The organism is Pseudomonas sp. YA1, from assembly GCF_058680555.1.
Genome location: NZ_JBZWBG010000020.1, coordinates 1 through 20,221 on the forward strand (window position 1 = coordinate 1; position 20,221 = coordinate 20,221).

13 protein-coding genes are annotated in these 20,221 nt (G+C 57.9%); 2 read left to right on the forward strand and 11 right to left on the reverse strand.

What is annotated here, in order from left to right:
• Positions 1 to 118: 118 nt before the first annotated feature.
• From AC4OR5_RS24750 to AC4OR5_RS24800, 11 genes are all read right to left on the reverse strand, one after another.
• Positions 119 to 3,160: a DEAD/DEAH box helicase gene (locus AC4OR5_RS24750; protein WP_021263740.1), complete on the reverse strand. Its 3,042-nt coding sequence runs from the start codon at positions 3,158 to 3,160 to the stop codon at positions 119 to 121.
• Positions 3,161 to 5,173 carry an EH signature domain-containing protein gene (locus tag AC4OR5_RS24755; RefSeq protein ID WP_023096322.1) on the reverse strand — a complete coding sequence of 671 codons (2,013 nt, stop codon included), beginning with the start codon at positions 5,171 to 5,173 and terminating at the stop codon, positions 3,161 to 3,163.
• Positions 5,170 to 5,934: an OmpA/MotB family protein gene (locus AC4OR5_RS24760; protein WP_012077892.1), complete on the reverse strand. Its 765-nt coding sequence runs from the start codon at positions 5,932 to 5,934 to the stop codon at positions 5,170 to 5,172. Before AC4OR5_RS24760 ends, AC4OR5_RS24755 begins: the two co-directional genes overlap by 4 nt.
• The gene (gene zorA, locus AC4OR5_RS24765) at positions 5,934 to 8,060 is read right to left on the reverse strand and encodes an anti-phage ZorAB system protein ZorA (RefSeq protein ID WP_012077893.1); all 2,127 of its coding nucleotides are present in this window, start codon (positions 8,058 to 8,060) and stop codon (positions 5,934 to 5,936) included. Before zorA ends, AC4OR5_RS24760 begins: the two co-directional genes overlap by 1 nt.
• Positions 8,061 to 8,112: 52 nt before the next feature.
• Entirely contained in the window at positions 8,113 to 9,189 is a 1,077-nt protein-coding gene (locus AC4OR5_RS24770) for an endonuclease NucS domain-containing protein (protein ID WP_012077894.1), read from the reverse strand.
• A gap of 17 nt (positions 9,190 to 9,206) precedes the next feature.
• Positions 9,207 to 10,850 (reverse strand): restriction endonuclease subunit S, encoded by a 1,644-nt coding sequence (locus AC4OR5_RS24775; protein WP_116271283.1) that lies wholly within the window; start codon positions 10,848 to 10,850, stop codon positions 9,207 to 9,209.
• Entirely contained in the window at positions 10,847 to 12,316 is a 1,470-nt protein-coding gene (locus AC4OR5_RS24780) for a type I restriction-modification system subunit M (protein WP_012077896.1), read from the reverse strand. Before AC4OR5_RS24780 ends, AC4OR5_RS24775 begins: the two co-directional genes overlap by 4 nt.
• A 2-nt stretch (positions 12,317 to 12,318) precedes the next feature.
• The gene (locus AC4OR5_RS24785; RefSeq protein WP_223865783.1) at positions 12,319 to 13,638 is read right to left on the reverse strand and encodes an HNH endonuclease; all 1,320 of its coding nucleotides are present in this window, start codon (positions 13,636 to 13,638) and stop codon (positions 12,319 to 12,321) included.
• Positions 13,639 to 13,676: 38 nt separating this feature from the next.
• Positions 13,677 to 16,043: an EcoAI/FtnUII family type I restriction enzme subunit R gene (gene hsdR, locus AC4OR5_RS24790; RefSeq protein ID WP_012077898.1), complete on the reverse strand. Its 2,367-nt coding sequence runs from the start codon at positions 16,041 to 16,043 to the stop codon at positions 13,677 to 13,679.
• 392 nt (positions 16,044 to 16,435) lie between these two features.
• Positions 16,436 to 17,083, reverse strand: a complete 648-nt coding sequence (locus AC4OR5_RS24795; RefSeq protein WP_012077900.1) for a hypothetical protein — start codon at positions 17,081 to 17,083, stop codon at positions 16,436 to 16,438.
• A gap of 65 nt (positions 17,084 to 17,148) precedes the next feature.
• The gene (locus AC4OR5_RS24800) at positions 17,149 to 17,370 is read right to left on the reverse strand and encodes a hypothetical protein (RefSeq protein ID WP_223696373.1); all 222 of its coding nucleotides are present in this window, start codon (positions 17,368 to 17,370) and stop codon (positions 17,149 to 17,151) included.
• 196 nt (positions 17,371 to 17,566) lie between these two features.
• Here AC4OR5_RS24800 and AC4OR5_RS24805 point away from each other — a divergent pair, with 196 nt between their 5' ends.
• Entirely contained in the window at positions 17,567 to 18,409 is an 843-nt protein-coding gene (locus AC4OR5_RS24805) for a plasmid pRiA4b ORF-3 family protein (protein ID WP_079281389.1), read from the forward strand.
• A gap of 741 nt (positions 18,410 to 19,150) precedes the next feature.
• Positions 19,151 to 20,167 (forward strand): helix-turn-helix transcriptional regulator, encoded by a 1,017-nt coding sequence (locus AC4OR5_RS24810; protein ID WP_012077903.1) that lies wholly within the window; start codon positions 19,151 to 19,153, stop codon positions 20,165 to 20,167.
• Positions 20,168 to 20,221 lie beyond the last annotated feature (54 nt).

Consider the following 20,221-nt stretch of genomic DNA (forward strand, 5'->3'; position numbering starts at 1 on the left):
TGGACGATGCCGATCCGTGACTGGAAGGCGGCGCTGACTCGCTTTACGATCAGCTACGAAGACCGCCTGCCGCAGCAGTAACCCTAACCCCGGTTACACAAAATTCTGCACACCCTCATCAGAGCCCCATCGATTGAATCATCTCACTTTCACTAACCGCCTCTGGTGTCACTACCGCGTCTTTAAGCATCAGCTTTCCGCGCAATAAGCGGTCAAGGTGTACATCGAAGGAATCAAACTGGGGGTGAGTGACGGCAGGCAGATGGATGAACACGGGCTTGGTTTGGCCGATCCGGTAAACCCGATCAGACGCTTGCGCTTCTTTAGCCGGGTTCCAATGACGCTCTAAATGCACCACATGGTTGGCCCCAATCACCGTCAAACCGACACCAGCGGCTACTGGCGACATGATCAGGATGTTGAAGCCACTTTTCGCTTCAAACTCGGCAATTAGCTTCTTGCGCGTCATATCCTCGGCGCGAGTCGCCACAGCCTGGGTGTCACCATTGATCACCGCTACATTCAGGTCATAGATCTGATCCAGCCAGAGCTTGAGGACTCGTTGCAGGCGCTTGGTCATCATGAACAGGATGACCTTTTCACCCTTGCTACGGATCTCATCGAGTAACTGCAGCAGCACCGCCAGCTTGCCGGACTCCATCATCAGTTGTCGCGCGTGCTTGCCATCCTCGCAGTACAGCGCCGACTCATTCTCCAGCCGTGGGTGCAGGGAAATGGAGCGAAGCTGAGTCAAAGCCGCCAGTGCGGTACCACGCATATCCTCAGCGCTTGCACGACGAGCCCGATAGCTGTCGAGGACTTCGTCGTAGGCCTGCAACTGGATGCCTTTCATCACCACACCCAACTGCGCTGCATACCGTTGCAGGCCATGATCGGCTTGCTCGACACCACTGAGAATAGTCTTGGCTGGTAGGCCTTTGAGCTGATCTTCTTTAACCCGCCGCAACATGAATATGCCTACAGCACGCCGCAGCTGCTCGCCCAAACGCGCCCGTACCTCATCACGCTCTTCATCGCTTGCAGCCAGAATTGGCTTGATCCAGGTATCGCGGAAGCTTTCCCAGCCACCAAGTAAGCCAGGCTGCACCGTATGCATCAGGCACCAGAAATCGCCCAGGCTATTTTCTACCGGTGTGCCAGTCGCCAACAGTTTGAAATCCGCCTTGAGCCCTTTAGCGGCAATAGTCTGCAGTGCATTGGGATTCTTGATGTTCTGCGCCTCGTCGAAGATGACCATGCCCCAGTCGATTCGGCACAGGGAGAACTGATAATCACGCAGGGTCTGATAGGTCGTGAGCACTAAGCGACGGTCCATGTCCAGACGATGCACGCCTGCTTCCGGCCCCACATGCAGTGCATAGCGAATGCTCTGCTCATCCATCATGCCGCTGCTGTCATCAATCATCGACGCCAACTGCACCGATTCACGCTCAGCACCTTTGACGCGATAGTCACGCAGACTCCGCCCCGACTGCAGCACCACCACATCGCGGAACGGGATGCTGGCGAAGGTCTTACCGACTTCATCCTCCCAGTTTTCCAGCAGACTCAGTGGCGCCACCACCAGAACCGGCTTCTGCGGCTTGTCAGCCGCGCGCTGACTGGCCAGATACTCCCCGACTGCGACCAGCGACATGTATGTCTTGCCGAGACCCATGTCATCTGCAAGCAAACCACCCTGCAGGCGATAGAGATCATCAGTTTCATCCTGCAACGCTGCGCCCATCAGCTTCAGCATCCACTCGATCCCCTCACGCTGATGAGGGAACGGCTCCCGGGCATAGGCCGACCAATCTGGCACCACCAGCGGCTTCGCAGCAGCAGCCTTACGCAACAGCGCAGAATTAATCTCGTCGGCATCCTTCAGAATGACCCCGACTTTCTCCTTGTCCTCCCCAGGGAGAACACCCTCCTCGCTGTGCGGCTCGCTATCGCTCACATGAGCCATGTTCTGGCGAGCCCTGGCCAGCTCTTGCTGAACAGTCGGCGCGTCAGAGATATCGATCACCTCGCCAGCAAACGACAGACTCGTCGCGCCCTGTTCATTAGCCGCCTGCAGTACCTCCTCGAAGCGCTGCAAATCCTCAGGAGACTGAATCAGCTTGCTCAGGATCGCTGCAGGTGCCGGGCGCTTATCAAGCGCAAACCAGTCATTCTTGGTTGCATCCAGGACACCGAAATCCATGTGCTGAAGTTTGCCTATACCCGCAACCCGGGCAGAAAAGCCCACCTCAAGATTGACCAGCGCAGCATCGAGAAACGCCGTTGGCGTGGCAATAAACTCGTTGACCTGATCAGCCGGGATACGTTTGTTGGCCAGCACATTGCGGATGCCATCCATCCGCGCCTGATCCAGCAGCAACACACGATTGTCGATGCGCAGCACACCACCATCGGCGGTCATATCCAACTGCGACCAGCGTTTTTCCAGCTGGTCAGCACTGGAGCCATCCCCAAGGCTCGGGCAGAGTTGGAGGCTGCCATCTGGTAAACGCGTAGCGATAACTCCGATGTTCTGAGGCACCACCACATCTAGCCGCTCAAAGTGGCTAAGATCAATACGCATCCCGCTGCGCGCAGCGGTCTGCAGCTCGGCCATCAGGCGCAGATTAGCCGCCTCTCCTCGCTGTTCTGGGCCTAAAGACTCATGCAGTTCCCAAGCCTGCAACCCCATAATTTCAGCCGGCGTCAGCCAATAGCACTCACTGCTGGTCAGGTACAGATAGGGGCCTTTGCGACTGAAGCTGGCAGGGCCGTCTGGCATTTCCAGCGTGATCGCCACACGAAAACCACTGTTGCCCGTGCGCCCACTGATTGAGGTTAGAAAGTGCCCTGGCAAGCGTCTCGGCAAACGCAAGATTTCCGCCTGCTCAAGATCCATCCCCGCAATATCTTCGGCACCGATGTGAAAACCGTTGGCCGTGTTTTCGGCAATCCCTTGCTCAACCAGCATGTTGAGCACGATCAGCTGAATCTTTTCTAAAGCACTGCCCTGCCCGGTTTGCAGCGCCTTGAAGGCCGGCAAGGGCAGGTAGAAATTCAAGCCATTGGAATCAGGCTGAGACTGAAAGCCTTGCTGAGTACTGAGCGCCCCGTCTCGCTCACCAATCAGCGACCGAAAAATATCCATCAAGCTCATTTATTCAGCCCTGTCCTGTTCATCCAACGCCTCAAGCGCGAGACGTGCCGCCTCATTCACCGTCCAGCCGAACTGCTCATCACGCGTGCACATGTCCTTCAACGGGCCATACAAAATCTGATTGATTTCACGCGAGTCCACACCGAAAACATTCGCTGCATATCGGACTTTGTCACCGGGGTTGTCCACGAAGTAGCGCAGTATCTTCAGTGCAGAGGGTTTCAAGCCTGTCAATAATCCTTCACCTACCAGAGACGGACGTGCCGTTGCAGGAGCAGCCGCATCAGGTGAACTGACGGAGTGCGACACTACCGGATCATGCTGCTGGTTGCTTCGCCGTACTGTGGCCGCCTCTTCTCTAGGAATAGCTCTGGAGTCCCTCGCAATCATCTCTGCAGGCTTACGCCCCTGAGGCGCTGACATCGTTGTCGCGCCAGTCTTGCCAACACGTGAACGCGCCGGCTCTGCGGGAAAATCTGTCTGACTTGGAGGCGGCACGGGTGTTCGCTTGGCATTGACCACAGGCATACCAAATTTACGAAGGTAAGGCTGGTAGTCACTGCGATTGAGCAACTGCTCGATATCTAGAGCGATGCCGTTATCAGCCAGGAAGCTGAATACCCGGTTCTGCCAGGAAAGAGGGGGGTGATGCGTGAAGGCATCATAGGGCAACTCAGGATACAGTCGCTTGTAGGCCTTAGGAACAGCCGTAGTCAGATCGGAATGACTGAAGCTGGAGCGCTCGTAGGAACGCAAAGCCTCTCCCGGCGCGGCGAGATAGACCCAGATTTTAAAACTGTGGGAACCCTCGACCAGATGAAAGTCTCCGCAATCGAGATAGATGACCGCCTTGTCATTCATCTGCCCGTCCATGCTGGCAAAACTGGTTTGCACATCTTTACCGAGAATGCGCTTTACCGAATGCTGTGCCCGCCCGCCAAGCAGCAAGCGGGTATTGCGGATCAGTTTGAGCTTAAACAGCCCCTCTAGGAACTGCTTGCGTGCAGGGAACATGCGCTGCAGATCGTCGTTCTGCGTTTCGATTCCAAACTGTTCCACCGCCTGCAAAAACAGCCGCAAATCTTCCTTGGACAACCAGCCCCGAACCTTCTGCACCCGCTCCTCACCGAGGAACTGCCACCACTCGCGGTAATTGGGGGAGTTACGTGAGATCCGCGGATCCCCCGCCAGATTCAGAATAAAGTTCTGCCAGACCTCACCCGGCTCCTGTCCAGCACGATCGATCAGAATCTCCAGCGCAACATGGCCGATACGACGCTCGCCCTCGTACGGAGCCTTGGACACAGCGGGCTTCTGCAGCTCATCCAGCACGGGGTCGTACTCACCGGGCGCAAGCCCTCGTAGGGTTTCCAGGTAGAAGTGGGCCCGGCAGATATCGCCATAACGCCCGTCATCAAAGCCCTGCAATCCCATGACCTCAAAGGTCTCGCCCAGCTCATGGCCACTGTCGCGTACCCGCTCAACCAGTTGGACTGGCCCGTCAGGCGGCAACAACCAATGAGCATCACGCTTGAGCGTTACCAGCGGATCAGCCTGGGGGCCACTTACTTTGGGTTCGGGCAGTAAATGCAGTTGCTGGAGCAAAATCTGCTCAAGCTGCTTACGCAGCCCATCGTGCTCATCCAGCTTGTCGAAGCGACGAAAGTAGAACTGAGCCAACTGCTGTAAGGTGATACGCGTCAGCCTCGGCTGCTGAGCATCGACCAGCACCGAAAGCAGACGCGAACTAAGCAAACGCCTACCCATGGTCTCGTCGTTGAGCCACAACCAGGTCAACGCACGCGCAGTAAGACGACGTTTTAGCAGCTCAGGCAGGCCGTCAAAACGCCCTGTACTCGCCATGTCACGCAATCGTGCCAACATGGCTTCAAAGGCGTCACTCTTGCCACTTGCGGCCTTCATTCGAGCGACCTTTTCGACCAGCACCGTCCATCGCTCCCGCACCACGGGCGCCCATTCAGCGACCGGCATGTGAACAGGAGGCAGCTTCACGGCTTGAGCTCCTCCAGACGCTCACGAACCTGCTCGTACTGAGCGCTGTCGGGACGACGAATGGTGAAACGGATATCGATGCGTCGATTGCGCTTGAAGTCGTCCTCAGTCTGCTGGTCAACCAACACGGGGCGGGTTTCGCCGTAACCGCTGACCGAGAACAGCGGCTTACCATCCTTGTTCTTCAGCCTTGCCAGTTGCTCATCGGGGGACAGCGCGCTCCCCCAGAACTGCCAGAGAGAAATGGCACGAAAGGTCGACAGCCCCCAGTTGCCTTTGCCCATAAAGCCCTGGAGCGGACGATTGTCCGTATGCCCCTCGATGAAGATCGTATCGAGGAACTCGACTCGATCCTCTCGCGAGATCACCTCATTGATGACCTTACCAATCTCCAGCGCACGCGCCTGATAGGCGGCATGAATGTCATAGGCACCTGTGTCGAAACCCAGCAGATCGTTGGGAATACTCAGGACCGTATGGTTCTCGCTCACCTCGACCTTGATGCCGCGTTTGCGCAGGGCCTCCACGGCCTCATCAAGAATGGTGCGGCGCACCTGCTCTGCTTTCTTCAGCTCGACCAGCTCTTGCTCAAACTGCACCTGGCGCTCTTTCAACTCCTTCTGAATTTCCATCAACTGCAGGATCAGAATCACCGAAGCCAGGATGAAGATCACCAATAGCGCCGACATGATGTCTGAGAATGACATCCAGTAAGGGTTCTCTTCGTCGACGCTCACTTCCTTGGATTTACCCAGGCGCATCAGCGTGCCTCCAGTTCATCCAGAATACTGCTCATGTTCTGCACGACGCGGTGCATCTGATCGGCATACTTCAGCGATACCTCATTCCACTGGTTCATTCGCTCATCAGTCTGCACACGCACCTCGCCGGCATAACTGCGCAGCCATTCCTCGGCTTGCTTCTCTACCGCCTCGACCTGCTCACGCAACTTTTCTCCCAGCGCGGTGAATTCATGGCGCACACTAGAGAGAAATTCCTGCTGAGCGGATTTCATCTCGCCAAAGCCGTTACGCGCCTCGCCGGCTGCTTGCTCAAAGCGCTGGGCACCCTCCAGCAAGGTGGCCTGCAGCTGCGCCAAGGTAGCGGCCTGGCTTTGCAACTGCGTCGCGAGCTCGGCGTTCTGCTGGCCAGCTCTTTCAATACTATGACTAACCGCCTCAAGCCGTTGGCCCAAGGAATCAGCGGCCTGACGCAGATTCGCGGACAACAGCCCAAGCTGATTCGCACTGCTGTCCATATGCTTGCTGCTCTGCGCAGTTGCGTCCGAGACCTGCTTGAGCTGGCCCAGCAACTGTTGATGCTGATCCGCCATTAGGCGGCTTTGCTGCTGGGTCGCCTGCACAGCGCTGGCCAGACCGGAGAGCAGCTCCTGTTGATGGGTCGACACCTGATCGAGCTGCTCCTGGAAGCGCTGTTGGCGTGCCTGCTCACGCTGCTCTGCCGCGCCCATTTGCGAATCGAGCTGGGTGTTGAGGTTCATCATCAAACGAGAGAACACCTTCTCCAGATTGCTGTGGCGCTCGTTGCCCGCCTCAGCCATCGCTTGCATCTGCTCGCGGGTTGAGCTGGAAAATTGCTCCAACATTGCCGTCTGGCTGCTGCTAGCCTGGCCAAGCAGGCGCTCGAACAGCACCTGGCGCTCCTCGTCGCGCTGCTGGGCGGTACCCAACTGGGTCTGCAACTGGTTCGTCAGCCCCGACATCAACTCAGCAAAGCGTTGCTCCATCTGTGCCTGGCGCTCTTCGGCAGAACCACTGATGCGCTGCAGCTGCGTCTCGAAGGCCGCACTCTGTTGCTGAGCCACTTCCATCTGTCGACCCTGCTGTTCATTCAGGCTGCTGAACAGTTGGTTCAAGCGCTCACTCATGCCACTGACGGCAGCGTTCACGTCAGCCGCCGCCTGCTGCATCTGCAAGCCCTGCTCACGGCCCACAGAGGTCATGCCGTCCATGAAATTACCCACCAGCTTTTCCAGCACCTGCGTGGACTGCTGGCTGGTGGTGCTGACCAGGGTCTGAATGGCTGGCGCCATTATGTTGTTCAGGGCATCGGTCAGCGCCGTCTGCATCGCTTCGCTCATGCCATTGAGCGTTTCCTGCAGACGATCGCCAATACGCTCGTGCAGCTCCTGCAGCGCTTCCTTGCTCTCCTTGCCGTACTCGGCGATATGCACCAGCGACTGCTCGGCGGGGATGCGTGGGTAGAGGAAGTCGATATCGTGCTGCAGCTGTTGGATCTGGCCCAGCGCTGAACGCTCGAACATCTTTTCGACAAAGTTCAGTAATAGGCTGAAGAACACCCCCCATACCGACGTCATGAAAGCTACGGCAGCACCGGAAATCAGCTTGTTGATGCCGCCCTTGAGTGCCTCGATCTCATCCGAGGTGCCGACCAATCCTTCCAGCCCCACCGTCAGGCCCACGAATGTGCCGAGCACACCGATAGCCACCAAGAAGCTCGGTGCAGCAGCCAGCAAGCGGCTAGCTGTCAGGCCGGGAGCCAAGGTTCTGGCATTGAAGAAATGCTCGGCATCCAGCGTATTGAACAGATGCTTCTGATCGGACGACAGCACCAGACTTTCGTCGAACTCACGCCACAGCATGCCGACATTGGGCGCATCCAAACCCTGCGCCTTTTGCATGGTTTCGCGCCTGCTCAGTGCCAGGGTTTCCTTGCTTTGCCCTTCAAGCAAAGAACGCAGGGCACGCAGCCGGGTACGAAAACGGCGGAAGTGCACAAACAGGAAGTAAAGCGACAAGCCGAAAATCAGTGCCGTCGCAGACCAAAACCAGGCACTGATGCCGTTGGGATTGGCACTGAACATATGGGCGAAGTCGGGGATCAGGTGTTTCAGCAGATCCATCATGGCAAAGCTTCCAATCACTGCATCGGTTACGGAATAAATCTCAACGAAGCATTCAGAGCGCGAAGCGCTCCTTCAAGCGTTCCACCGTCCACCGCCATTTCGGCGTAGTCGGGCGGCAGATGGTGTTCTGGTTGCCGAACAGGCCGACTTCCTTCACCGCCTCGTTCAGCGGCAGGCTGTGCAGCCACTGCACCGGCACGAAGTATTCGCAGCGCTCGGGGTCGTCGACGAACTCGCGGTGGTAGTCCGCTTGCAGCACATCCAGCGCTGGGCGTTCCTCGCCGTTGTGCAGCAGGCAGAAGTCCCTGGCGGGGGTAGCGTGGCCGGTGACCTTGGCCACACCGACGTAACCGGCGCCGGGCACGTTGACCCATACGCGGTCGCCGGGGGCGAGCATCTTCAGGCTGTTGCTGTACCAGCTGCCGCCACCGCCGCAGATGAAACCGAAGTGCCGCGCCTCGGCCCAGTCGCGCGTACTGCTATGGCCGAACGAGCCATAGAACTCGCCGTTCCAGGGCTCCGCCGGCATGCCGGGCTTGCTGGCACTGCTGGCCTGGGGCGCCTCGGTTGGGTCGAGCAGCCAGGCGCGGCTGATCAGTTGTTGTTCGCCCAACTGGAATACCTGGAAGCACAGCACGTTGATGGCGATGTCGCGCTCGCTCAGGTAGCCGACGATGCGCTCGCTGCTGGCATCCAGCTCGGCGGCGACGATGACGATCTGGTGGCTCTGGTTCAGCGCCTCGGCCTCCAACGGCGCGCCAAAGCGTGCCTGGAAGTCCGCCGCCAGGTCGGCACCCGGCTTGAAGCGCTGGTAGATGGCCTCGATATCGTTGGTCTGTAAGCGCTCGACCCACACCGCATAGTCCAGCGCCTGCGCCACCACCTCGCGCGGGGTACGCTCACGCTTGAGTTCGATCAGCACCAGCGAGGCATCCGGCGCCAGCGCCAGCAGGTCGATGCGCCCGCCCTGGCCGGTGCTTTCCTGGCGGCCGATCAGCAGCCAGTCCTCGGAGAGTAGCGCCGGGGCGCTGACGATCATGTCCTCGAGAAACTGCTCGCTGGCCAGCACGGCATTTTTCAGCGGCGCGGGCTGCGCGCCGACTGTCCAGATCTGGGTGCGAATGGGCATCCCTGCGCTCCTGTTGCTTAGGCCACGGCCTGCTCGACCAACGCACTGGCCAGATGCTCGTGCACCTGCCGTGCCTGGTTAAGGCGGGCTTTGAGTTGGTCGCAGAGGGCCATCAGTTGATCGACTTTGGCGACTATGCGGTGTTGTTCGGCTTCAGGAGGCAATAGCAAAACAATGCTATTCATCTTCGCCTGATTCATTTTGGGCTGAGCGGTACCAGTCACATAAGGCTTCAAGTCAATGGCGTTGAAGTAAAGCTGGACGTACAACAGCAGCGCTTCGCTCACTCCATCTAATACGTGAGCGTGGTTATTAACCCAGTACTTTCCGCGTGCCATGAAAGCGATTGGTGTGCTGCGATTGATTAGATTTGCTCCGTCCTCACCAACCAGCAGAAGAGGCTTATCGAACAAATACCCGTCAATTTTGTCGATAACCCCGGAAGCACCGTAGTAGTCGTATGTTTTCGCTCGCCCTTCACGTTCAGCTTGAGAAACAGGAATCCGCTCCCCATCCCGACAAATCGTTACCTCTCCAACTGTTGAGAGAGACCAACCAGCAGGCACAGTTACCTCGGTATCTGAGGCACGATAATCAGTTGCTGTCTTTACTTTTCGCACACGGCCCTGCGAGGCTGCCTGCTCCTTTGCATCGGCAATCCGCTTAAGCAACTCACTGGCCGGTTCATCGTTAGGATCTTGCGGCACCAGCTTGCCCATCACCGCCAGTTGCAGCAGGGTTTGCTTGAGGGCGTCGATGCTGGATTCGGTGGTGAACAGGGTATGGAAGTGCTCGGCCAGGCGCTGCCAGCTTTGCGCAAAATCTGCGGCATCGCTGGCCTGCGTCAGGCTGCCCAGCAGCGCTTGCACCAGTTGGGCATGGGCGCTGTCGGCATCGGCCTGACGGGCTTCCAGCCGGTCGCACAGGGCCATCAGCTCATCGACTTTGGCGACGATGCGGTGTTGTTCGGCGAGCGGCGGTAACGGAATTAGCCCGCTGAAAAACTGACCGTCATTGATCGCTGGGTAAGCGATACCCATCTGAACAGACTCAACGTATCTAACAAAAACAGGGCTTCTCAAATAACAGAGAAAATACCTCGCAGGCATCTCTAGGTAGGGATGGATGATCGCGAACGCAGTGCTGGCAATTGGTTCCTGCTCGTATGCCTCTTCAATGACAGCAACATTAAGAAGGTACGGTCGAATGGTTGAGTAAATTACCGTTCCTGGCCTAACCACTTTCCGGGCTCGCGATGGCGCGTCCTCAGCCATAAGAACCTGGGGTGCGCTAATCCTACCAGCAGCATTATCAACAGCCCCAACGTCGATATACGTGAATGCTTTGTCTGGGGTTTTCTGCCCCCAATCGTGGCCAACAGCGGCTACGCGAACCCACTCCCAGTTGGTAGGTACGTCAAACGGTTTCTCTTCTGCGCCAATCTCCGCCAGCGGCTTCTGCTTCCTAACTTTCCCCTCAGAGACCAGTCGCGCCTTTTCCTCGGCAATCCGCTTAAGTAGCTCACTGGCCGGCTCATCATTCGGATCTTGCGGCACCAGCTTGCCGCGCACCGTCAGCTCCAGAATCAGCTCACGTAGCTTTTTGGTGCCATTGGGTGCTCCCGCCAGCAGTGGCAGGTTATCGGTGAGCAACGCCGTCATACCTGGCGCTCCAAAGCCTCGGCCAGCATAGCCTTAAGCTGGGCGCGCAACTCGCCGATCTCGCCTTGCAGTTGCGCGTAGTTACGCAACAGCTCCTCCGGATCGTGGCTGATCTGCTCGCCCACATGCGGGTTCTTACAGTCCAGGTTCCAGTTGCGCGCCCTCAGCTCGTCGAGGCTGACCTTCCAGGCGAACTCGTTTTCCACCCGCGCGGCAAAGCCATCGGCCTCGCTGCCCCACCAGGCTTCCTCGACCGCGAACTCCTCGATGCGCATGGGCTTGGTCTTGGAGTAGCTCTTGTAGCCGGCCGGGTACTGGTGCTCGTAGAACCACACCTCCTTGGTCGGCGAGCCCTTGGTAAAGAACAGCAGGTTGGTCTTGATGCCGGTGTAGGGGTTGAACACGCCGTTGGGCAGGCGAACGATGGTGTGCAGGTTGCACTCGGTGAGTAGCTTTTCCTTGATGCGGCTCTTGATGCCTTCGCCGAACAGGAAGCCATCCGGCAGGACCACGGCGGCGCGGCCACCGTCCTTGAGCAGGTGCATGATCAGCACCAGGAACAAATCGGCGGTTTCCCGGGTGCGGAAGGCGGCGGGGAAGTTGGTTTCGATACCATCTTCCTCCATGCCGCCGAACGGCGGGTTGGCGACGATGCAGTCGACCCGCTCGCCCGGCCCCCAGCTGATCAGCGGGCGGCTCAGGGTGTTGTCGTGTTTGATCTGGCTGGGCACCTCGATGCCGTGCAGGATCATGTTGGTGGTGGCCAGCAGGTGCGGCAGCGGCTTTTTCTCAACGCCGAAGATGCTGGCCTGCAGTACGCGCTCGTCCTCGGCAGTTTTCACATAGCGGCTGCGCTTGTGCTCGATGGTGCAGGTAAGGAAGCCGCCAGTGCCGCAGGCCGGGTCCATGACCTTCTCGTCCAGCTTGGGGTCGACCATGCGCACCATAAATTCGGTGACCGGGCGCGGCGTGTAGAACTCACCGGCGTTGCCGGCATTCTGCAGGTCGCGCAGCAACTGCTCGTACATGTCGCCGAAGGCATGACGCTCTTGCGCCTTGTTGAAGTCCACGCCCTCCTGGATCTTGTTGATCACCTGGCGGATAAGCTGGCCGGATTTCATGTAGTTGTAGGCATCCTCGAATACGCCACGCACCACGTAGGCGGCTGGAGTGGTGCTGTATTCGTGGAGGTTCTGCAGCTGCGGGAACAGGTTGTTGTCGATGAAGTTCTTCAGCTCGTCACCAGTAATGCCTTCCGGGTCGGCCGCCCAGGTGCGCCAGCGGCAGCTTTCCGGAATCGGCGAGCGATAGGCGTCATCCAGCAGTTCCCACTCCTGCTCGCGGTCATCGAAGATCTTGAGGAACAGCATCCACACGAGCTGGCCGATGCGCTGGGCGTCGCCGTCGACGCCGACATCCTTGCGCATGATGTCCTGGATGGATTTGATGGTGCTGCTGATGGACATGCTTACTTCCTAAACAGGTGTTCACGGTGCCAGGCCAGATAGGGGCGGTGACGCGGCTCGATCTGGCGCAGGCGAAGTTCGGGGGTGATGTTGAGCGCACGGGCGCTGTCGGGGTCGAGATCCTCACCTATCAGAATCTGCCCCTGGTCGTCGAAACTGATCAGGCCCTGATCGAAGGCAAGATCGAGGTTGGGTGTGAGCAGCAGGCCATTGAATGGATCGAGCCGCTCGGCTGGGCTGGCAGCGCGCCAGGGTTTGATATGCGAGGCGCGCAGCAGCTCCGGTACGCTGCAATCGGTCACCGCACAGCCACCCCAGTAGGCCAACAGATCATCGCGATAACCACTCTGACCGACGCGGGCCTTGATCAGGGCGTCACGCTCGGTGTCGGTTACTGCCTGGTCTTGCAAGCCACAGTCATTCGGCAAGAGCACGTTGGTATGGCTGGGCTCCTGAGTCGCGGTATCTGACGCCTTACCCAGAAGATGCGCCAATAACTGCTCCAGGGCGGCGACATGCCGAAAGCCAAGATCCAAGCCATAGGCGATATCCGTAGCCCCACCATTGCGGCGCTTGGGAAAGCCCCGCAGGTTGCTGTTGTGGTAGTAACGCCCATCGCTGCGCTCAACACCGCTGATGGCTAGCAGCTCAGGTAGCTGGCTTTCGTAATCCGGATGCAATACCAACGGTGTCTTTGGCCGTGCTTGAGCGCTGGTGCTTTGTTTGACGAATAACGGCTGAGGCAGCAACGGATGTTCCATACGCAGCACTTTCAGGCCTGATTGCACGGGTCTAGTGAACCCCTGGCGCTCTAGCGTCATCACCAGTTGCTGAATTGTCAGCGAGTCACCGCCCACATCTGTGGTCGCACCCTCGTCCCAATTCATAGGCTCACTCTCAGCCCAACCCAGTTGCTGCAGCGCCTCGACGAGCTCGGGGTACATATGAGCTCGGCTGTGAGACGTACCTGGATCGTCATCAAAACTGGCAAGGACGTACACCAGAAAGCTCGGACGCGGGACGCCCAGGGCATCAGCCAACTTTCCGGCCAAAAGGCCGTACTGCAAATTTGCAGCGCTGTAACCCGGGAACCCCACCAAAGCAGCGAGTTCGGACATGGTGATTGCGTGGCCCGGAGCCTGGGCATGCCCGATGAGCATGCGCCGCTGCTTCTCAGTGATTACGGGCGCCAAGCTCTGCAATGCCTGCCGGTATTCGTCAGTGCTTACCGGCCTGATAGCCCGAGCAGGCGTAACTGTCGGTGCGCTGTCCATGGCTGAGGCCAGGAAAGTACGCCACTGCCCCTTGTCCTTAAGCTCCATACTCGGTCCTTAAAACACACGGATGAGCCGGCCGCCTATCAGGATGCATAGAGCTCACTCTCCAACTCCTGAATCGCCTGCTGATAACCAGGCTTACCGCCAAACGCCCTGACCAACTCAACTGGCGCACCGATCTGGCTGAAAGGATCGAGCTGGAGAATCTTTATGTCTTCGATGTGCTCGATGCCGGTGTCGGCGTACTTGTCCAACAAGGCCTCCAGCACCTGGCGGGCGGCGCCGGAGTATTTGGCGAAGTAGTTGCGTTTTTTCACCTGTTCGGCGCGCTCCTTGCGGGTCAGCGGCGGTTGGTCGAAGGCGATATGGCAGATCAGGTCGAAGGGGTCGAGCGGCTGGCCGCGCTTGGCCTGTACTTCCTCGTCCAGGGCTTCCCACATCACACCTTGAGCGGCGAGCTCGTCGATGATGGCCTTCTTCTGCTCGGCATCCGTCCAGCGGCGCAGGAAGTCATCCAGCGAGGCAAACTGCTTTTTCACGCAGCTGCGGGTGTAGTCGCGCAGCGATTCGGTGATCAGCTTGCCGTCCGGCCCGTAGTACTGCACGCGCTCTGCAATAACGTGGATCGGCACGTTGTCGATCACGTACTTGATACGCTTTTTGCCCTCTTCGCCGCCATCGGTTTCGTCGCCCTCGGGCAGCCAATCGCCACCGTCGACGATGCCTTCCTCATCCGCCAGAGGACTATCTGGCGGCACGGGCGAGTCATCGCCTTCAGGGCTGTAGATCACCACGGGTTCGCCATCGAAGGCTGGATCGGCGAACAGCTCGGTGGCTTTCTTGAAGTCCATGATGGTGAACCAGAACTTGCCGTAGTCCTCGTTGATGCGCGTGCCGCGCCCGATGATCTGCTTGAACTCGGTCATCGACTTGATGTGCTGGTCGAGCACCACGAGCTTGCAGGTCTGGGCATCGACGCCAGTGGTCATCAGCTTGCTGGTGGTGGCGATGACCGGATAGCGCGCTTCCGGGTTGATGAAGTTGTCCAGCTCGGCCTTGCCTTCCTGGTCGTCGCCGGTGATGCGCATGACGTACTTGCGATTCTCAGCGATGCGCTCAGGATTGAGGTTGACCAGGGCCTGGCGCATGCGCTCGGCGTGGTTGATGTCATCGCAGAAGATGATGGTCTTCTGGAACGGGTCGGTGGCCTTGAGGAACTCGGTGACCTTCTGCGCCACCATCTGGGTACGCGCTTCGATGACCAAATGGCGGTCCATATCCTTGAGGTCGTAGATGCGGTCCTCGATCAGCTCGCCGTTCTTGTCGAGCATGCCCTTGGGAGGGCGCCAGCCCTGCAGGTCCTTGTCGAAATCGATGCGCACCACTTTATAGGGGGCGAGGAAGCCGTCCTCGATGCCTTGCTTCAAGGTGTAGCTGTACACCGGCTCACCGAAATAGGTGATGCTGGAAACGTCCTTGGTTTCCTTTGGCGTGGCGGTCAGGCCGACGTGAGTGGCGCTGGAAAAATATTCGAGGATCTCGCGCCAGGCGGAATCTTCCGCAGCGCTGCCACGGTGGCATTCGTCAATCACCACCAGATCAAAGAAATCCGGGGAGAACTGCTTGTAGACGTTCTTTTCTTCTTCAGAGCCAGTTACTGCCTGGTAGAGCGACAGGTAGATCTCGTAGGACTTCTCGATCTGGCGCTTGGCGATCTTGGTCATCGCCTGGCCGAAGGGCTTGAAGTCGTTGTTCTTGGTCTGGTCGACCAGAATATTGCGATCGGCAAGGAAGAGGATGCGTTTCTTCTGCTTCGACTTCCACAGCCGCCAGATGATCTGAAACGCGGTGTAGGTCTTGCCGGTGCCGGTGGCCATCACCAGCAGCACGCGATCCTGGCCACGTGCTACGGCCTCAACCGTGCGGTTGATGGCATTCATCTGGTAGTAGCGCGGCATGCGCCCGGAACCGTCGTCGTAGTAAGGCGCCTCGATCTTTTGCCGAGCGGCGCCATCCAGGCCTTTCCATTGGCAATACCGCTGCCAGAGCTCGTCCGGGCTGGGAAACTGGTCGAGCCCTAGCTCGGTTTCAACCTGCGTGCCGGTGCCGCTGCGATCATGGAACAGAAAGCCATCGCCATTGCTGGAAAACACGAACGGCACGTCGAGCGCTTCGGCATAGCCGAGGGCCTGTTGCATGCCGGAGCCGAGCGAGTGCTTGTTGTCCTTCGCCTCGATGACGGCAATGGGCAGGTTCTGCTGGTGATAGAGGATGTAGTCAGCTCGACGCGACTCGCCACGGCTGTGCATTTTGCCGCGCACGATAATGCGTCCCTTGGTGAAGCTGACTTCCTCACGTACCTGCTTATGCAAATCCCAGCCAGCGTTACCAATGGCAGGGGAAATGAATTTGCTGCAGATATCACGCTCGGAAAGCGATTTCTTGTCCATGCTCCGGCCTTAAACGAAACCAATGCGCATGCTCAAATCATGAGCATCAGGTGATCGAACCAGATGGCAGTGATAGGCGTCGGAGGACTTCAAAACGTATGCAACCGTTATAAATGACCTTCCTTGAGGTACTTCGGCCTGCCCTGGTGCGATGCCCGTCACAATATCCATCTGCCACTACCGGATAAAGATTAAAAGCAATATGCCAACCACCGAGCTGACTCACATCAGCAGCTGAAATACTCAGTTCCCCTAATGCAATCTGTCGCGCAGGCACCCTTACGGGAAATGCTCCTGTAGATCACATCTGCAGGCTGTTCCTTCACGCGAGGTTCCGTTTCGGCAAGATGGCACACCGCATCCGCCATGTTTCAACTTACCAGCATCACGGCTCATGCCAGGCTCTCCAGCCATGGGCGAACGATCACCTTGCGCTCATCCAGACTGAGTGTGGCCACCCCGTCTTTTACCAATGCCTTCCTGTCCCCCGTATGTGGGTTGGTAACGTAAGTGCCGATGCTCGGTAGCGTATTCGGGTTTGCACTCCAACGCAGGTTGAATGCCGCCAGCCTGGGAAACCAGAACTGACTGGCGTATGGCAGGTTGTCGTGAATCCACCAGGCCAACGGCGTCCAGTCCTTGCGCTCCTCATACCAGGGCAGCAATGCCGGCACCACGATGCAGGCAGTCGCGCCCAGATGCCCTTCAGGGTCCGGATAATCCCATATGTGCTCCGCGTAGTTTTTTTCGTTGGCGGCACAGCTGTACTGGTTGTTGTTCTCGGCCCCTTTAGCGTTGACTGCCGGAGCCCTGTAAGCCGAGCGAATGACGATCCGCCCAAAGCGCTCCTGAAGTGGCTCCAACAGCTGTTCGCAAAGCCCTCGCCCGGCTTCAATGGCGCGATCCGGATAATCCGGAATGTTGGGGATGCCCTCGATCTGGCTGATTTCCGAGTAGAGGAAATCGCGCATGAAAAAGTGCTTGGATAGCCGGACGCGCCCCAGCTCTTCTAGGGCCTGTACCGATGATGGCTTATTCATCCTAATGTGCTCCGCTGCGACTCAATATCCATTGCTTCCGGTAAATCAACGCTACCTGTAGATCATCAGCTGTCGTGCCGCATCTGCATAGCTTGCCCCTGAGCAAACTCAAGCTGACGCTTCAACTGCTCGACATGCGCCCTTTCGGCTCGCAGGCCGGCCGTCAGCTCACGTATTTCGTCCTCTTGCTGATGCACCCGCATCTGAAGGTACTCCAGCTTGGTCTGTGAGGCATGCAAGTTGGCACGTGCTTCGCGCTGCTTAAGAATCTGCCAGTACAGTGCCACTCCAGCACCGTGGACAAGCAGCAAGCAAACACCTATGACAAGCCACGATAACCCAAGTCCAAACACGCTTCGCTCTCCCTTGCTGGCCCGCCATGTTACGGCGAACTTGAATGACAGCACCACGATATGTAGCTTTAAGCGACGCATCTAGAGTGTTTACCTGTACAGGTAAAGTTTTCGAGCAGGTGGAGAGGCCATGAAACGCAAACAAGAAATCGAATCGGTGCGCTGGGATCTGGCACTGCGTTACCGCTTGATCGAAACCGTAGTCTGGTGGGAAGGCCGGCTGACCACGAACCACCTGATGCAGAGCTTTGGCATCAGCCGGCAGCAGGCGTCGAAGGACATCAATTCATACATCACCGACTACGCGCCGAAGAACCTGGAATACGACAAGCATTTGAAGGGGTATGTACCGAGCCGCCACTTCAAGCCACTGTTCATTGACGACAGCGCCAGCGCCTACCTGCATCTGCTCAGTCAAAATTACGAGCGGGCACCGCATATCGACGGGCTGGCCTTGGCCTATGCCCACACCGAAGTACTGGGCGTACCAGATCGCTCAGTTCGCCCAGAAGTGTTGCGCCCTCTGCTCAAAGCTTGTCGAGAAGGGTTGCGACTGGAATGCGAGTATGTGTCCTTCACCACGCCGGAAGTTGAAACTCGCTTGATTGCCCCGCACATCCATCGCTACCTGCCGCTGGATGCCGAGCTGATGTACATGTACGACGATGCGCTGGATGACCGTAAGAGCAAACTGCGCCGCGTACTCAAGGAGGCGGACCGGCTGCGCTATCTCTACGACTTCGGCGACAGCTGGCAGCACGTGATTGCCGTGGAGAGCATCGAGCCCTGCGACTTCACCGGCACCTGGTGTGAGGTACTCGATGGAGCCCGCGCCTGCCCGCCGGAAGATGTGGGTGGCGTGCCGGGTTACCTGGACTTCCTGGCTTCAGGCGGCAGCTTTGATCCCGAGCTGTTTGACCGACGCGCCGCCAACGCGGCGGTGCAGCGGATCTGCAATAACTTCTGGGGCTGAGGCCAGCGCTGCCAAGCGCGGCTAGCGTTTAATTCGCAGCACCGCCATAGGCCAGCTTGGCCAGCCCGATCAGTGCGGGCAGCACCAGCGCCAGCGGCAAAAGATCGCTAAGGGTGTTCATGCTGATTCTTCTTTTTATGTGTACGAACGATCTCGCACATAACCAGCATGCTTAATGAGCAAAAGCTATTGCAATAGGAAAATCAATTATTTTTGTATAACGAAGATTGAATGAACGTCAAGGCAGACAGCCTTGTCCTGAGCGGACAGCGGTTCGTTGATTGAAGACGAAACCCAACGAGCAATTGGGACAACGGCTTCAATCGGCTATGGATTCAACAAGAGCGACACGTGCTTGGTTCGCGGCAGACCGCAGTGTTTCAGCGAGATAGCGCGACAGGATTTGTCGCTACGGCTGGGTATTGTCTTCTGCAAACGCCACGCAAAAGGAGACTCGGCGAATGAGAGCAGCACTGCCCCACTGCTGCCACCACTGTGAATGGCAGCAGACGTTGATCCTCAACAATGGGGAGGGCGAGGGCTTCGATCACTGCCCTTGGTGTCGCTCGCCTGGCCCGCTTATTCAAAGGGCAACCCGCCTAAAGTCTCTAGCAGCCAGTACCGCCCGGCCGGGCAGCGTTGCTTATCGCCAGCATGGCAAATTGCCACCGAAAGGGTTAGATTCGCCACATAAGTGGCGTCAACAAAGCGCCCCCATTTCGATACGACAGGGAAGTAACTATGTCCGAAGCTAAGGACACTCTCCTAAGGCTTATCGCCCTGCTGCGCCTTATCCCGCGAGCACCTGGCCGTATAGCGACCACGACCCTGCTGGAAAAGCTCAAGGAAGATGGTTTCTCGGTGAGCCTGCGCACAGTTCAGCGCGACCTTGACCGACTCTCTATTCCGTTCGCCTTACAACGTGACGAGAGCTCCCCGTCATTTCGCTGGAGCCTGTCGGAGAATGCGCCTATCGATTTGTCGGCCATGGATACTCCCACGGCACTGGCGCTCTACCTCGCGGAAAGCCACCTGCAGACACTGCTCCCTCAGAGTGTGCTGGATCAACTCGGCCCCCAATTCCGCATGGCCCGCGACTACATAGACAATTTGGAAAACAATGGTCTGGCGCGCTGGGCGCACAAAGTTCGGGCGATCCCCAACGGCAAGTCCCTGCAACCCGCGCAGATCGCCCCATGCGTCTGGGATCAAACTTCCACTGCCCTGCTGGAGCGTAAACAGTTGCAGATCAGCTACCTAAGTCGTAGCAAGAGCGAACTGAAGCAACTGCTGATTCACCCCGCTGGCTTAGTTTCCCGCCACGCCATCAGCTACCTAATCGGCAGCGTCGAGGGATACGACGACCTTCGCCAATTCGCCCTGCACCGCATTCACCAGGCCGAGTGCCTGGAAGCCCCAGCCCAAGTCCGTGACGACTTCGAGATCGAGCGCTACATTCGCCAGGATCTCAACACAGATACGCCCATTGAGCAGGTGGAGCTGGTTGCCGACGTATCACCGCCGATCGCCTGGCTGCTCGGCGAGACGCCATTGAGCAGTAAGCAAAGTCTGAAGCCGCTACCCGATAGCGACTGGCAACGGCTGTGCGCAGTAGTACCAGATGATCGTGAAACGCTGTGGTGGGTGTTTGGGCTGGGGGAGAATGTGAAGGTGTTGGAGCCGAAGAACTGGGTACAGGTAATCAGAGAAAAAGCGGCCGCATTGGAGGCCTTATATACAGAGATAGAGCTTCCCTGAAGCTACAGATCTACTTCTCAGCTCGTATAAGAGCTATTTCTATTAAAGGATTAC